The organism is Kineosporia mesophila (assembly GCF_021129235.1).
GTDB lineage: Bacteria > Actinomycetota > Actinomycetes > Actinomycetales > Kineosporiaceae > Kineosporia > Kineosporia mesophila.
Genome location: NZ_JAJOMA010000005.1, coordinates 324489 through 340388, shown reverse-complemented (window position 1 = coordinate 340388; position 15900 = coordinate 324489). Strand labels below are relative to the sequence as shown.

At 69.1% G+C, this 15900-nt stretch carries 14 protein-coding genes; 13 read left to right on the top strand and 1 reads right to left on the bottom strand.

Going from position 1 to position 15900, the window contains the following annotated elements; all coding sequences use genetic code 11:
* The first annotated feature begins 9 nt into the window (after positions 1-9).
* The 3 genes from purL (at position 10) to LR393_RS09890 (ending at position 3964) form a co-directional block, all read left to right on the top strand.
* Positions 10-2301, top strand: a complete 2292-nt coding sequence (purL, locus tag LR393_RS09900) for a phosphoribosylformylglycinamidine synthase subunit PurL (RefSeq protein WP_345718698.1) — start codon at positions 10-12, stop codon at positions 2299-2301.
* Positions 2302-2364: 63 nt separating this feature from the next.
* Positions 2365-3027, top strand: a complete 663-nt coding sequence (locus tag LR393_RS09895) for an IspD/TarI family cytidylyltransferase (protein ID WP_231483282.1) — start codon at positions 2365-2367, stop codon at positions 3025-3027.
* A gap of 82 nt (positions 3028-3109) precedes the next feature.
* Complete coding sequence (locus LR393_RS09890; protein WP_231483281.1) at positions 3110-3964, top strand: DUF1206 domain-containing protein; 855 nt, start codon at positions 3110-3112, stop codon at positions 3962-3964.
* 126 nt (positions 3965-4090) lie between these two features.
* Here the strand turns inward: LR393_RS09890 and LR393_RS09885 are convergent, their stop codons facing one another.
* Positions 4091-5095 carry a LacI family DNA-binding transcriptional regulator gene (locus tag LR393_RS09885; protein WP_231483305.1) on the bottom strand — a complete coding sequence of 335 codons (1005 nt, stop codon included), beginning with the start codon at positions 5093-5095 and terminating at the stop codon, positions 4091-4093.
* Positions 5096-5428: 333 nt separating this feature from the next.
* On the opposite strand from LR393_RS09885, the gene LR393_RS09880 reads away from it, so the two are divergent.
* The 10 genes from LR393_RS09880 (at position 5429) to purM (ending at position 15891) form a co-directional block, all read left to right on the top strand.
* Entirely contained in the window at positions 5429-6466 is a 1038-nt protein-coding gene (locus LR393_RS09880; protein WP_231483280.1) for a sugar ABC transporter substrate-binding protein, read from the top strand.
* Between the two features lie 4 nt (positions 6467-6470).
* Positions 6471-7475, top strand: a complete 1005-nt coding sequence (locus tag LR393_RS09875; RefSeq protein WP_231483279.1) for an ABC transporter permease — start codon at positions 6471-6473, stop codon at positions 7473-7475.
* A 65-nt stretch (positions 7476-7540) separates the two neighbouring features.
* The gene (locus LR393_RS09870; protein ID WP_345718696.1) at positions 7541-8296 is read left to right on the top strand and encodes an ATP-binding cassette domain-containing protein; all 756 of its coding nucleotides are present in this window, start codon (positions 7541-7543) and stop codon (positions 8294-8296) included.
* An 80-nt stretch (positions 8297-8376) separates the two neighbouring features.
* On the top strand, positions 8377-9216 hold the full coding sequence (locus tag LR393_RS09865) for a class I SAM-dependent methyltransferase (RefSeq protein WP_231483277.1): 840 nt from the start codon (positions 8377-8379) through the stop codon (positions 9214-9216).
* A gap of 96 nt (positions 9217-9312) precedes the next feature.
* Complete coding sequence (locus LR393_RS09860) at positions 9313-10752, top strand: DUF1800 domain-containing protein (protein ID WP_231483276.1); 1440 nt, start codon at positions 9313-9315, stop codon at positions 10750-10752.
* 165 nt (positions 10753-10917) lie between these two features.
* On the top strand, positions 10918-12207 hold the full coding sequence (locus LR393_RS09855; protein ID WP_231483275.1) for a DUF1501 domain-containing protein: 1290 nt from the start codon (positions 10918-10920) through the stop codon (positions 12205-12207).
* Between the two features lie 126 nt (positions 12208-12333).
* Complete coding sequence (locus tag LR393_RS09850; protein WP_231483274.1) at positions 12334-12723, top strand: sterol carrier family protein; 390 nt, start codon at positions 12334-12336, stop codon at positions 12721-12723.
* A 17-nt stretch (positions 12724-12740) separates the two neighbouring features.
* The gene (locus LR393_RS09845; protein WP_231483273.1) at positions 12741-13064 is read left to right on the top strand and encodes a hypothetical protein; all 324 of its coding nucleotides are present in this window, start codon (positions 12741-12743) and stop codon (positions 13062-13064) included.
* Positions 13065-13150: 86 nt separating this feature from the next.
* On the top strand, positions 13151-14719 hold the full coding sequence (purF, locus tag LR393_RS09840) for an amidophosphoribosyltransferase (RefSeq protein WP_231483272.1): 1569 nt from the start codon (positions 13151-13153) through the stop codon (positions 14717-14719).
* 50 nt (positions 14720-14769) lie between these two features.
* Positions 14770-15891, top strand: coding sequence for a phosphoribosylformylglycinamidine cyclo-ligase (gene purM / locus LR393_RS09835; protein ID WP_231483271.1), 1122 nt, complete (start codon positions 14770-14772; stop codon positions 15889-15891).
* The last annotated feature ends 9 nt before the right edge of the window (positions 15892-15900 follow it).

Sequence of the window (15900 nt, the reverse complement as noted above, 5' to 3'; positions counted from 1 at the left end):
TCCGCGCCCCTGACCGAGCAGCAGCGGCAGGCTCTCGACACTGTGGACAAGGCCCGCAAGACGCCCGACGTCGACCAGCCCTGGGCCGCGCTCGGGATGAAGGCCGACGAGTACGAGGCCGTGCGCAAGATCCTCGACCGCCGGCCCACCGGGTCGGAACTGGCGATGTACTCGGTGATGTGGAGCGAGCACTGCTCCTACAAGTCGAGCAAGGTGCACCTGCGCCAGTTCGGCGAGAAGACGACGCCGGCGATGCAGGAACACCTGCTGGTCGGCATCGGTGAGAACGCCGGCGTGGTCGACATCGGCCAGGGCTGGGCGGTCACCTTCAAGGTGGAGAGCCACAACCACCCGAGCTACGTCGAGCCCTACCAGGGTGCAGCGACCGGTGTCGGCGGCATCGTGCGCGACATCATCTCGATGGGCGCCCGCCCGGTCGCGGTGATGGACCCGCTGCGCTTCGGCGCCCTCGACCACCCCGACACACACCGCGTGCTGCCCGGGATCGTCGCCGGTGTCGGCGGTTACGGCAACTGCCTGGGCCTGCCCAACATCGGTGGCGAGGTCTCCTTCGACCCCTGCTACCAGGGCAACCCGCTGGTAAACGCGCTGGCCGTGGGCACCCTGCGGCACGAAGACATTCACCTTGCCAACGCCCGCGGAAACGGCAACCTGGTGGTGCTGTTCGGCGCCCGCACCGGTGGCGACGGCATCGGTGGGGCGTCGATCCTGGCCAGCGACACCTTCACCGAGGGCGGCCCGACCAAGCGCCCGGCCGTGCAGGTGGGCGACCCGTTCGCCGAGAAGGTGCTCATCGAGTGCTGCCTCGACCTGTTCAAGGCCGACGTGGTGCAGGGCATCCAAGACCTCGGAGCGGCCGGCCTGAGCTGCGCGTTCTCCGAGCTCGCCAGCAACGGTGACGGCGGCATGCTCGTCCACCTCGACCGGGCCCCGCTGCGTGACTCCACGCTCGCCCCGGAAGAGATTCTGATGAGCGAGTCGCAGGAACGCATGATGGCCGTGGTCACCCCGGAAGACCTGCCCGGTTTCCTGGCGATCACCACCCGCTGGGACGTCGAGGCCACCGTGATGGGCGAGGTCACCGAGACCGGCCGTCTGGTGGTGCTCTGGCACGGCGAGACCATCGTCGACGTGCCGCCGCGCAGCGTGGCCCACGACGGCCCGGTCTACGACCGGCCCTACGCCCGTCCGGACTGGATGGACGTGCGTCAGGCCGCGGTGCCCGACCTGCTGCCCCGCCCGCAGAACGACACCGAGCTCGGCGAGCTGGTCGTGACGATGGCCGGTACGCCGAACCTGGCCAGCCGCTCGTGGGTCACCGACCAGTACGACCGCTACGTGCAGGGCAACACGGCGCAGGCCATGCCCGACGACGCGGGCGTGCTGCGGGTGGACGAGTCGAGCGGCCTGGGGGTCGCCATCGCCACCGACTGCAACCAGCGTTTCGCGGCGCTCGACCCGTACACCGGTGCGCAGCTGGCCCTGGCCGAGGCGTACCGCAACGTGGGCGTGGCCGGCGGTCGTCCGCTCGCCGTCACCGACTGCCTGAACTTCGGATCCCCCGAAGACCCGGCCGTGATGTGGCAGTTCGCCGAGGCCGTGCGCGGTCTGGCCGATGGCTGCCAGCAGCTCGGCATCCCGGTGACCGGCGGAAACGTCAGTCTGTACAACCAGACCGGCACCACGGCCATCCACCCGACCCCGGTCGTGGGTGTGCTGGGCGTGCTGCAGGACGTGGCCAGGCGCACCCCGTCGGGCTGGAAGGCCCCCGGCGCGCAGCTGTTCCTGCTGGGCACCACCAGGGCCGAGTTCTCCGGTTCGGAATGGGCCTGGTCGCAGCACGAGCACCTGGGTGGCCTGCCGCCGGCGGTCGACCTGGAGGCCGAGCGGGCCCTGGCATCGGTCATGGCCACGGCCGCCGACGAGGGTCTGGTGTTCGCCGCGCACGACCTGTCCGACGGTGGTCTGGCCCAGGCCCTGGTCGAGGCGTCGCTGCGCCACGGTGTGGGCGCCTCGGTCTCGCTCGACGCGGCCCTGGAGCGTGACGGCGTCGACGCGTTCACGCTGCTCTTCGCCGAGTCCACGGCGCGCGCGGTGGTGGCCGTGAAGCCGGAGGCCGTGGAGCAGTTCACGCAGGCCTGCGCGGGCAACGGCGTTCCGCTGGTGGAGCTGGGCACGACCGGTGGCGACTCGCTCGCCGTGGCCGGCCGGTTCAGCCTCACTCTCGACGAGCTGCGGGCCTCGCACGAGGCCACGCTGCCGGCGGCGCTGAACGCCTAGTCGTTCCTGGTCCTGGTCATCGCCCGTCGATCCGGTGGATCGGCGGGCGATACCGTTTTGCCCATGAGCGTCTGGGGCGTTGTTCTCGCCGGTGGTGGCGGTACCCGGTTCGGTGGGCTGAAGCAGTTCGCTGTGCTCGGCGGCCAGACCCTGCTGGAGCGGGTGGTCGACATCGCCGCGGAGAGTTGTGACGGGGTGGTCGTCGTGCTCCCGGCCGGTCACCCCTGGTCTGGCAAGGGTGTCCGGGCCACCGGCGGTGCCACGCGGGCCGAGTCGGTGCGATCGGGCCTGGCGGTTCTTCCCGGCGACGCCGGGATCGTCTGCATCACCGATGCCGCGCACCCTCTCGCCTCGCCCGGCCTCTACCGCCGGGTGATCGACGCGGTGCGTGCCGGTGCCGACGCGGCCCTGCCCGGACTACCGCTCACCGATGCGGTCAAGAAGATCGAAACAGTGGACGACGAAAACCTTCTGGGTCTGGCCGGGGCCACCACCCCGGCCGGCGGCAGCGTTTCCGCGCAGATGCCCATGGCCTTCTCGCTGCCGGTGCTGCGCCGGGCACACGAGCTGATCGCGGACGCGGTGGAGGACTCCGCGATGGTCGCTGCGGCCGGCGGTCGGGTCGTGGTGGTGCCGGGTGAGGCGATCAACGTGCACGTGACCACGCAGGCCGAGCTGTCGGTGGCCCAGGCCCTGCTACCGCTGTCCCAGGCCTGGAGTCAATAGCTGATCATTCTCGATATGCGCGGTTGGTCCGCCTGTGCGACGTTGGTCGTCGATCATCTTCATGAGGAGTGAGAGGCAGACGATGGCCAGTTCCACGCCGACACGAAACGGCTCGTCCGGCGCCGAGGGCAAGGCGTCCGGCGCCCAGAACACTGCTGAAGGTCTTGCCCGCCAGGCTAATTCGAAATGGCTGAAGCGGCTGGGGCAGGTCGGTGTGGCAGCCATCGGTATCGTCTACCTGCTGCTCGCCTGGATCTCCCTGCAGGTCGCCTGGGGCGGCTCGTCGGAGAACGCCGACAACACCGGTGCTCTCCAGAAGGTGGCGGAGAAGCCCTTCGGCGAAGCACTTCTCATCATCATGGGCATCGGCCTGATCGGTTTCGCGGTCTGGCAGCTGCTGCTCAGCATCATCGGCCCGCCCAGTGACGACAGCGCCTTCAAGCGCGTGAGCGCCGCGGCTAAGGGCATTTTCGGCGCCTCGCTGGCCGTGCAGTCGCTGCGCATCGGCTTCGGCGGCGGCAGCAAGAGCTCCAGCAGCAAGACCGCCGACTGGACGGCTTCGCTGATGGGAGCCCCGGCCGGTCGCGTGCTGGTGGTCATCGTCGGTCTGGCCGTCATCGCCTACGCCGGGTACATGGCCTACAAGGGCGTGAAGAAGAAGTTCCTGGAGAAGCTCGAGGGCAACCCGGGCCAGGGCATCACCCGTCTCGGTCAGGCCGGCTGGATCTCCCGGGGCGTTGCCTTCGGCACGCTGGGCATCCTGATCGTCGTGGCCGGGGTGAAGTCGCAGCCGGAAGAGGCCCGAGGCCTCGACGCCGCGCTGAAGACCCTCGCCGGCCAGCCGTTCGGCCAGTGGATCCTCACCCTGGTCGCCCTGGGCCTGGCCTGCTACGCAGCCTTCCAGCTGCTGACGGCCCGGATCCACAAGGAAGGCTGAGCCCGAGACCCCGCCGACGAGGGTGTTCACCCGACCTCCTGGGTGAGGCGGGCGTCCACCATCCTTGTTCCTGATCAGGCAAAGTGTCCCCGGACCGAATCGTCGGTCCGGGGACACTTTGCCTGATCACGCCGGGTCGGGAGGCCGGATCTCGCCGGAGCCCCGGGCAATCAAACGGGTCGGCACCACGTGTGTTTCGGGCGGGCCCTCGTTGCCCCCGATCCGGTCGAACAGAACCGTCGCGGCCAGCCGCCCGATCGCCGTCGGATCCTGCGCGACCACGGTGATTCCCGGATCGAGCAGGTCGGCCAGCGGGAAGTCGTCGAACCCCACCAGCGCCACCGTGTGCTCGCGCTTCATCTGCCGCAGGGCCCGGGCCACGCCGATGGTGACCAGGTTCTGGGCGGCGAACACGGCGGTGGGCGGGTCGGGCTGCTTCAGCAACTGGATCGCGGCGGCCTGGGCCAGGGCCTGACTGGTCAGGTCACTCAGCACGATGCTGGTGTCGACCGGGATCCCGGCTGCGGTGAGAGCCTCGGTGTATCCCTCGTACCGCTGCTGCGCCGTGGTGATGTCGGCCCGGTCACCGAGGAACGCGATCCGCCGGTGACCGTGGTCGAGCAGGTGCTGCATCCCGGCCGCGGCCCCGGCCACGTTGGTGGTGAGCACCGAGTCCACGTCGAGCCGCTTGGCCTCGCGGTCGATGCAGACGATGGCCGTACCCGCGCGCAGCTCACTCTCCAGGTACGACTGGTCGTTGCTGGCCGGCGCGATGATCAGGCCGTCGGCCCGCCGCGCGCTGAAGGCCCGGGTGAGCTCGCGCTCGCGCTGCGGGTCTTCGTCCAGACTGGCGGTGAACACCATGACGCCGCGCGGTATCGCGACGTCTTCCACGGCTCGCTGCAAAGCTGACGAGAACGGGTTCGACACGTCTTCGAGCAGCAGCCCGACCGTGGCCGTGCGACCCCCGGCCCGGCGCAGGCTGCGGGCTCCGATGTTGGGCCGGAAATCGAGTTCGTCGATCGCCTCGCGCACCCGCCGGCCGAGAGTGCTGGACACCCCCGGTTCGCCGTTCACTACTCTTGAAACAGTTTTGAGACTGACGCCCGCGACCGCGGCGACATCCCGCATCGTTGGCCGTCGCCCCAGTTGCTGGCTTCGTATCGGCATTCCTGCAGTCTCCGGCAGCTGGCTGTCCATGGCCCGCCGCTCCCCTCGCGCCCGAGATCGACATCCCCTGCCGAGAACCTACCGCGCGGTTGTGATGCACGGTGTGCGTTCGCACTAGCTGCGCCCAGCGGACTCGTTCAGTGACGAGGCGGTTACCGAATCTCCGGATCTGGCGTAACTTGTAAGAGTTCGTCCAGTAGCCGACGAGGATGTCGGGAGCCTGTCCGGGTGTGCCCACGCACGCTTGAAAATGCCCGGCCACGGCGGCTCGACGCGAACCGAAGGAGCCGCTTCGTGCCGCGTTCAGGTCCCTACCGGCTTGCCGCCGTCGTTCTCGCCGTGTCCGCCGTGGGCCTGGCCGCCTGCTCCGGTGGCAACGACGGTCGTCCCATCATCGGACTGATCACGAAGACGGACACCAACCCGTTCTTCGTGACGATGAAGAAGGGCGCGCAGGCCCAGGCCGCGAAAGACGGCATCGACCTGCGCACGTTCGCCGGGAAGATCGACGGCGACAACGAGTCGCAGGTCACCGCGATCGAGAACCTGATGGCGCTCGGCGCCAAGGGCTTCATGATCACGCCGAACGACTCACGAGCCATCGTGCCCGCGATCGACCGGGCGAAAGAGGCCGGGCTGGCCGTGATCGCGCTCGACACCCAGCTCGACCCGGCCGGAGCGGCCGACTCGACCTTCGCCACCGACAACTTCACCGCCGGAAAACTGGTGGGGGAGTGGGCCAAGGCCAAACTCGGCGACCGGGCCCAGGACGCCCACATCGCGTTCCTCGACCTCACCCCCGACCAGGTCTCGGTCGATGTGCAGCGTGACCAGGGATTCATGGAGGGTTTCGGCATCGACGTCGGCGACCCGAACCGGATCGGCGACGAGAACGACCCGAGGATCTCCGGGCACGACGTCACCGACGGCGCCGCCGAGGGTGGGCGCACCGCGATGGAGAACCTGTTGCAGCGCGAACCCGACATCAACCTGGTCTACGCCATCAACGAGCCGGCCGCGGCGGGGGCGTACGAGGCGCTGAAGGCCGCGGGCAAGGCCGACTCGGTGGTGCTGGTCGCCGTCGACGGTGGTTGTCCGGGCGTTCAGAGTGTGAAAGACCGTCAGCTGGGCGCCACCTCGCAGCAGTACCCGCTGAAGATGGCCTCCGACGGGGTAACGGCCATCTCGAAGTTCGCCTCGACCGGGGCCCGGCCGAGCAACCCCGCGGGTAAGGACTTCACCGACACCGGAGTCACTCTGATCACCGATGATCCGCAGTCCGGCGTGGAGTCGGAAGACACCACGTTCGGCGCCGAGAACTGCTGGGGGTAACGAGATGACAACTGGTTTCGAGGAACGCCGGCAGGAGTCGGCGCAGGACCGGATTCAGCACGTACTGCACGACCGACCCACGCTCGGCCCGCTGGCGGTGCTGCTGCTGGCCGTCATCGTGTTCTCCGTCATCAACACCCGGTTCTTCAACCCGGAGAATCTCAGCCTGGTGTTGCAGCAGGTCACCGTGATCGCGTTGCTGGCCCTCGGGCAGACCCTGATCATCCTGACCGCCGGCATCGACCTGTCGGCCGGGGCGATCGCCGTGTTCTCCTCGATCCTGATGGCGAATCTGGCTTTCGACGCCGGTTTTCCAGGGGTCCTGGCCCTTCTCCTGGGGCTGGTGTTCGGGACGCTGATGGGTGCGGTCAACGGCATCCTGGTCACCCGCCTCGGCTTACCGCCGTTCATCGTCACCCTCGGCACGCTGTCCGTCTTCTTCTCGCTGAACTCGGTGGTCTCCGGCAGCGAGACGGTGCGGGGTAGCGACATGCCCGCGATCATGACCTGGACCGGTGAGACCATCCCGATCGGCAGCTTCCGCCTGACCTACGGCTCGATCATCATGTTGCTGCTCTTCGGCTTCTTCTTCTACCTGCTGGCGCACACCGCGTGGGGCAAGCACGTGCGCGCCACCGGTGACGACGCCGAGGCCGCGCGGCTGGCCGGTATCCGTACCGACCGGGTGCTGCTGTCGGTCTACGTCGTGGCCGGCGCGGTCTACGGTGTCGCGGCCTGGGTGCTGATGGGCCGCCTGGCCTCGGCCGATCCGAACGTCGGCACCGAGTACAACCTCGACTCGATCACCGCCGTGGTGCTCGGCGGTACCAGTCTCTTCGGTGGCCGCGGCGGCGTGATCGGCACGCTCGTCGGGGCGCTGATCGTCGGCGTGTTCCGGAACGGGCTGGTGCTGGCCGGGGTTCAGGTGGTCTGGCAGGGCTTCGCGATCGGCCTGCTCGTTCTGCTCGCGGTCACTATCGACCAATGGATCCGGAAGGTGAGGGCATGAGTACCCAGACGCCCGGCGAGGGCGAAGTCCTGCACAGGGTGGAACTGACCGACCGGACGCCGGTGATGCGGGCCCGGGGGCTGGTGAAACGCTACGGCCGGGTCACCGCCCTGGACGGCTCCGACCTGGAGCTTTACCCGGGGGAGATCCTCGCGGTGATCGGCGACAACGGGGCGGGGAAGTCCAGCCTGATCAAGGCCCTGTCGGGGGCGCTGGTCCCGGACAGCGGGGAGATCTGGCTGGACGGGGAGCCCGTGCACTTCCGCACGCCGATGGACGCGCGCACGGCCGGTATCGAGACGGTGTACCAGACCCTCGCCGTGGCACCGGGTCTCGATATCGCGGACAACCTGTTCCTGGGCCGGGAGGAACGCCGTCCCGGCCCGCTCGGGTCGATCTTCCGGATGCTCGACCACCAGCACATGCGCTCCGAGGCCCAGCGGCACATGGGCGAACTCGGCATCGCGACGTTGCAAGACATCGGCCAGGCCGTCGAAAGTCTTTCCGGTGGACAGCGTCAGGGGGTGGCAGTGGCCCGGTCGGCGGCCTTCGGCAGCAAGGTCGTGATCCTTGACGAGCCCACCGCGGCGCTCGGGGTGAAAGAGGGCAACCGGGTGCTGCAACTCATCCGCGACGTCCGCGACCGGGGTCTGCCGGTGATCCTGATCAGCCACAACATGCCGCACGTGTTCGAGGTGGCCGACCGCATCCACATCCAGCGGCTGGGGCGGCGGGTCGCCGTGGTGACTCCCGCGTCCCACTCGATGTCCGACACGGTGGCCATCATGACCGGGGCCGCGCCGCCACCACCGATCGAATAATGGTGGACGTCCGGGAGACTCCAGTGTTCGGCGGCCAGGAGTCTCGGGAGACTGTCGGACCCCTCATCTAGAGTCCCCTCATGACGTGGGAACAGCAGCGGGTTTCATTCGGTGCCAACGCGACCACCTACGACAGCATCCGGCCCGACTGGCCCGCGGCCACGGCTGCGTGGCTCACCGGTGCCGAACCGGGGTCGGGCCGCGAGGGGGTGGCGCTCGACGTGGTCGACCTGGGCGCGGGCACCGGCAAACTCACCAGCACGCTGGCCTCGTCGGGGCACCGGGTGACAGCGGTGGAACCTGACGAGGGCATGCTGGCGGTGCTGGCCGGGAAGCTGCCGCAGGTGCGGGCGGTCCAGGGCTCCGCCGAGCAGATCCCGCTGCCCGACCACAGCGTCGACGTCGTCACCGTGGCGCAGGCCTGGCACTGGATGAAACAGCCGGCCGCCGCGCTGGAGATCGCCCGCGTGCTGCGCCCGGGTGGCCTGCTGGCGGTGGCCTGGCACAACCGTGATGTCACGGTGCCCTGGGTGGCAGAGCTCAACCAGGTGGCGGGCGTTCCGCGCTGGAGCGCTGAGATCAACGCCCGGGCCGATAGCACCGGTTCTGCGGCGAATCGTGGTCACGCCGACAGCGCCGACGGGCCGGTGCACAGCGGTGATGCCGTGGTCGGCCTACCGTCACAGCTCTACGGTCCGGTCGCGGACGTGGTCTTCGACTACACGCTGGTCCTGCCGACGGCGGCGCTGCCGCAGCTGGCGTCGAGCTGGTCGTACGTCGCGGGCCGGCCCGACCGCGACGAGGTGCTGGAACAGGTGCGGCGCCTGGCTGAACGGGTGGCCGCCGAACAGGGTGATCATCAGACGCTGCGCGTGCCCCACAAGACCTACTGCCACCGGGCGCGCACCGTGACCGGGTGACCCGAGCGTCAAAGGTGCGCATCCGCGTCCCCCATCAGTGCTCTGCCCTCACCCGCTCCACTCTCACCCGACCGGCCGCTCAGCGAACCCGAACGGATGCCGACAGGCAGCCCGATGGACGCCCAGACGATGCTCCTCGTGCGACGAGCCACCTACGGCCCGACCCCTGCCCTGCTGGCCGGGGTGCAGGGCCTGGGCCGGCAGGCCTGGCTCGACCGTCAGCTGAGGCCCGAGACGATCAAAGACACCTCCGCGGAAAGCATTCTCCGGCGCTTTCCCCGGGTGAACTGGTCGATCTCGAAGGTCCGCAGCGAGTACGCCAAGAGCTTCGGCAGCTGGGACGTCATGATCGAGCTGACCCGGGCGACCATGGTGCGGGCGATCTGGAGCGAGCGGCAGCTGTTCGAGCTGATGGTCGAGTTCTGGTCGAACCACCTGAACGTGACCTGCCCGTCCAGCGACGTCTGGGACTCGCGGGCCGATTACGACCGGGTGATTCGCAAGCACACGCTGGGCAAGTTCGCCGACCTGCTGGTGGCGGCGAGTCTGCACCCGGCGATGCAGAGCTATCTGGACAACACCTCGTCCACCAAGGATCACCCGAACGAGAACCAGGGCCGTGAGCTGCTGGAACTGCACACGGTGGGGATCAGCGCCGGGTACTCCGAAGACGATGTCAAGAACAGCGCGCGCATCCTCACCGGGCTGGGCACCGATGGCTCGGGCGAGGCGACCTACCGGGCCAGCCGGCACTGGGTGGGGCCGGTGGCGGTGCTCGGCTTCAGCTCCGCGAACGCGACGGCGGCGGGCGGCCGCGACGTTGCGGTCGCCTACCTGAACTACCTCGCGCGGCACGAGAACACTGCCCGGCAGCTGGCGACGAAACTGTGCCTGCGGTTCGTCGGTGACAGCCCGCCCGAGGCACTGGTCGCCCGGCTCGCCTCGGTCTACCTGGCCAACGACACGGCGATCGTTCCGGTGCTGCGAGAACTGTTCGGCAGCAGTGAGTTCGCCGGTTCAGCGGGGCAGAAGGTGCGCCGGCCGTACGAAGACCTGGTCGCGACGTTGCGCGTGCTCGGGGTGAAGCCGGACGCCTCGGGTATCGAGGGCATCGAGAACCTGCACTGGATGATTCTCGACATGGGTCACTCGCCGCTCTACTGGGGTCCGCCGAACGGATACCCCGACGTGGCCACGGCCTGGCAGTCCCCGGCCGGCACCCTGGCCCGCTGGAACTCGCACCTGAACATCGCCGCCCGCTGGTGGCCGACCACGCTGACCGGCCCGGACCTGGTCGCTCTGATCCCCAGGCCCCGCCCGGCCACGCACGGTGCGCTGATCGACGCCCTCTCCGAACGCCTGCTCCAGCAGAAGGCCACGAAGGTGCAGCAGGTGGCGATCTGCGACTTCCTGACCGACGAATGGCACAAGATCACTCCGTCCACGCCCCTGGTGAAAGACAGTTACGCCATCGGGGGGAGGCTTGCGTACGTGGTCAGTCTGCTGCTCGACTCGCCGGCGCACGCGTTGCGGTAAAGGGCTTTCGGACGAGGAAACGCCCGGTTCCCAGGGGCTCATGACTTCTCGCCCCCGGCCGACGGAACCGCCGTACGAGCTGTACCGCTCCTGCCGGGGCGCCCGCGCCGATCCGACGACCTCCTGCCGCCAGACCGATCCGACGCCGAGGACACCACAGCCCGCATGAGCATCCCCCCTCTCGCCCCTGACTGTCTCTGCCCCGACGCCCCCACCGGCCTTTCCCGTCGCACCTTGTTGCGGGGACTTGCCGCGACGGGCGCCCTCGGTGGTGTGCTGACCGCCGTCGAGGGGTTCAATGCCCAGTACGCCTTCGCCGCCTCGCCCGCCGCCTACACCGGTGACGTGCTGGTCGTGCTCTCGCTGCGCGGAGGCTTCGACGGGCTGAACGCGGTGGTACCGATCGGCGACCCGGGCTATCTGAAGGCCCGCCCGACCATCGGTATCCAGGAGCGCTCGCTGATCCCGGCCGGTGGCGTCTTCGGTCTGCACCCGGCCCTCAAACCGCTGAAGAAGTTCTGGGACGCCGGTACTTTCGGGGCCGTGCACGCGGTCGGCCAGGACAACCCGACCCGCTCACACTTCCAGGCCATGCAGGAGCTCGAGCGCGCCGCCCCCGGTTCCAGCCTGCGCACCGGCTGGCTCGATCGCACCCTCGGAAGCCGTTCCCGCGGAACGATCTTCCAGGCCTCGCAGGTCGGCTCCACACAGGTGCCCCTGGCCCTGGCCGGCCCGAACCCGGAAATGGCCCTGGGCAGCGTCGACTCGTTCCGGATCAGTGGAGCCTGGGACACCACCGAGCGCAAGCGCTGGACCAAGGCCCTGACCGCGATGAACGCCGGTGCCCCGGAGGCCATCTCCGCCCCGGCCGCCGCCACCCTGAGCGCCACGGCCACCACCGCCTCGATGGCCGCCTACAAGCCCGCGAACGGTGCTGCCTATCCGAAGGATTCGGCGGTCGGTGACGCCCTGCGCGACGTCGCCCGGATGATCAAGGCCAACGTCGGCCTGCAGGTGGCCTGTGTCGACGAGGGTGACTGGGACATGCACGCGGCCATGGGCTCGGCCACCGAGGGCTGGATGCACGACCACCTCAGCGACCTCGCGCTGGCCCTGGCCGCATTCGCCACCGACCTGGGCTCGAGGTTCGGGAAGGTCACGGTGGTCACTCTCTCCGAGTTCGGCCGGCGGGTGGCCGAGAACGGTTCCGGTGGAGTGGATCACGGCCACGGCAACGCGGTGCTGCTGATGGGCGGGGGAATCGTCGGAGGAAAGGTGCACGGCCGCTGGCCGGGTCTGTCCGACCCCGACCTGGTGGACGGCGACCTGGCCGGCACCACCGACTACCGCCAGATCCTCGGCGAGATCCTGCAGAAACGCTGCGGGGCCGGATCCCTCGCCCAGATCTTCCCGGGCCTGAGCGGATCCTTGTCAGGAATAGCCAAAGCCCCCTGAAACCCCCAAAACCTTCTCCGTGATCATGCAAAACCTCCCCGGAGTTCTAGAACTCTCACATCGACAGTTCTAGAACGCCGGGGAGGTTTTGCATGATCACGACCGGGTTTGGAGGAGGATGGGTCCGTGGTGGTGAGACGGCGCAAGATTGATGTTGAGGTGGGGCGGGGCGACCTGCGGGCGTGGGCGGCCGATCCGACCGGTGTTCCCCGGCCGACCCTGGCCAGTGCGGTGCGTTTCGCGCTGGAGGAGATCGCCGCCCGGGCGCCCGGGCCGACCACCGAGGTGCGCGTGCCGCCGTTCGGGGCGGTGCAGTGCATGGATGGGCCGCGGCACACCCGGGGCACGCCGCCGAATGTGGTGGAGACCGACCCACAGACCTGGCTGGAGCTCGTCACCGGACGTCTGACCTGGGCCGAGGCGGCTCATCGGGGCCGGGTGAGAGCCAGTGGCCAGCGGGCCGACCTGTCCGGCCTGCTGCCGCTGGGCGGTCTCGTCCCCGGTGACAGGCAATAGTCGGTACCGTCGTGTCCGTGGCTGAGAGCAAGGAACTGCCGGGGAACGCTGCCGAGGGTCAGGAGCCGGTGAAGCCGGCCGACGACCGGGTGGTCGATGTGCCCGCCGAGCCGGAGTCGCCCACTTCGTACCGGTTGCGTCGAGCGCCGCGTTATCGCGCCTTCGGATTCACCGGGGCGGCGATCGGGATTCTGATCGGGGCGGTGATCGCCCTCTCGACCCAGGTGGCCGGGGACTACTCGGAGCAGACCATTCTGGGTTACTTCGTGGCCATTTTCGGGCTTTTCGGCGCCCTTCTCGGCTGTGGCTCGGCCGTTCTCCTGGACCGTCGCAAAGACTGAAAGGCAAGGCCGCCGGGCCGTGGCCGGGCGGGTCCGCCCTTCCGGCCGATGCCGCGACCTCCTCCAGATGTGCGACACTCGACGACGTGGCGCGCGGCGACGGACGGCTTTCGCACGAACTGCTCCCCGGCGAGAAGGGTCCGCAAGATGCTTGCGGGGTCTTCGGAGTCTGGGCCCCCGGTGAAGAGGTAGCGAAACTGGCCTATTACGGCCTGTACGCACTTCAGCACCGCGGCCAGGAGGCAGCGGGGATTGCTGTCAGCAACGGCAAGCAACTGCTGGTCTACAAAGACATCGGCCTGGTCTCCCAGGTCTTCGACGAGACCTCACTCGAGTCTCTTCGTGGGCACATCGCGGTCGGTCACTGCCGGTACAGCACCACCGGCGGGTCGACCTGGCAGAACGCGCAGCCCACGCTGGGCGACACTGCTGCCGGCACGGTGGCCCTGGGGCACAACGGCAACCTGGTCAACGGCCACGAACTGCGTGAGCTGGTGGCGGAGCGCTACGGCACTCTCGACCGCGGCGAGATCGTTCAGGGCAACACCACCGACACCGCACTGGTGACGGCACTTCTGGCCGGTGATCCCGATCACACGCTGGAGGCGACCGCTCTGGAGGTGCTCCCGCACCTGCGCGGGGCCTTCAGCTTCGTCTTCATGGACGAGCACACGCTCTACGGCGCCCGTGACCCGCACGGCGTGCGCCCGCTGGTCATCGGCAAGCTCGAGACCGGCTGGGTGATGGCCAGCGAGACCGCCGCCCTCGACATCGTCGGGGCCGCGTTCGTGCGTGAGGTCGAGCCCGGCGAGTTCATCGCGATCGACGCCGACGGCCTGCGCTCCCGGCGTTTCGCCGAGGCCACGCCCACCGGCTGCATCTTCGAGTACGTCTATCTGGCGCGGCCCGACACGACGATCAACGGCAAGGTCGTGCACGAGGCCCGGGTCGACATGGGCCGCCAGCTGGCCCGCGAGCACCCGGTGGAGGCCGACCTGGTCATCCCGGTGCCGGAGTCGGGTACCCCGGCCGCCGTGGGCTACGCCCAGGAGTCGGGCATCCCGTTCAGCCAGGGCCTGGTGAAGAACGCCTACGTCGGGCGCACCTTCATCCAGCCCAGCCAGACCATTCGCCAGCTGGGTATCCGGCTGAAGCTGAACCCGCTGAAAAACGTGATCAAGGGCAAGCGCCTGGTCGTGGTGGACGACTCGATCGTCCGCGGCAACACCCAGCGTGCCCTCGTGCGCATGCTGCGTGAGGCCGGCGCCGCCGAGGTGCACGTGCGCATCTCCTCCGCCCCGGTCACCTGGCCGTGCTTCTACGGCATCGACTTTGCCAGCCGGGCCGAACTGATCGCCAGTGGTCTGGGCATCGACGAGATCCGCGCCAGCATCGGCGCCGACTCACTGGGATACATCTCCCTGGACGGCATGGTCGAGGCCACCGAGCAGAAGCCCGAGCGGCTCTGCACGGCCTGCTTCACCGGCAAGTACCCGATCGCGCTGCCCGACTCCGAGCATCTGGGCAAGCACGCCCTGGAGCAGCCTCAGCTCCCGCTGGGCCTGGAGATCACGGAGACGACCGGGCGCCGTGACGTCGAGGGTGTGTCGACCGGCATCGCCGGTGGCGCCGTCGACGCTCTCACCCGTCCCTGAGACCGACCGATTCTCGGTCCGTCTGCATTTCCTTGAGTAGGGTGATCTCTGTGGCTTCAGTTGAGCCGGGTTCCACGGCCCTGACCTATGCCTCTGCCGGTGTCGACACCGAGGCCGGTGACCGCGCGGTCGAATTGATGAAGGCTTCCGTCAAGCGCACCCAGGGCCCCGAGGTCCTGGGCGGCCTGGGCGGCTTCGCCGGGCTGTACGACGCGAGTTTTCTCACGTCCTACCGGCGGCCGCTGCTGGCGACGAGTACCGACGGGGTCGGTACCAAGATCGGCATCGCGCGGGCGCTCGACATCCACGACACGATCGGCATCGACCTGGTCGGCATGGTCGTGGACGACATCGTGGTGTGCGGTGCCCGCCCACTGTTCATGACCGACTACATCGCGGTCGGCAAGGTCGTGCCCGAGCGCATCGCCGCGATCGTCAGCGGCATCGCCAAGGGCTGCGAGCTGGCCGGCACCGCCCTGGTGGGCGGTGAGACGGCCGAGCACCCCGGTCTGATGGCGGCGGACGAGTACGACGTCGCCGGGGCCGCCACCGGCGTGGTGGAGGCCGACGACGTGCTCTCACCCGAACGGGTCCGGGCCGGCGACGTGGTCATCGGCCTGGCGTCGTCCGGGATGCACTCCAACGGCTACTCGCTGGTGCGCAGTGTGCTGAAGCTGGCCGGCTGGTCGCTCGAGCGCAACGTGCCGGATCTGGGCCGCACCATCGGCGAGGAGCTTCTGGAGCCCACCCGCATCTACACGGCAGACGTCCTGGCGGCCGCACAGGCCCTGGGAGGCCAGCTGCACGCCGTGTCGCACGTGACCGGTGGTGGACTGGCCGCCAACCTCGCCCGGGTTCTGCCGGTCGGTAGCAGCGCCGTGCTGGACCGCTCCACCTGGAGCCCGCAGCCGGTGTTCGACCTGCTGATGAAGCTCGGGTCGGTGCCCTTGGCCGACGCCGAGGGCACGTTCAACCTGGGTGTCGGCATGGTGCTCGTGGTGGATCCGGCCGCGGCCGACCGCACGCTGGAACTCTTCGCCGGCCGCAATCTTCCCGCCTGGGTACTGGGCCAGGTCGGAAACCACGACGGATCAGCCGCTGAGGGCACCGTCCAGGGCACCAAGGGTGTCGACGGTGGTGCGGTGCGTCTGGTCGGGAACTACCGGGCCTGAGGGCCGGCG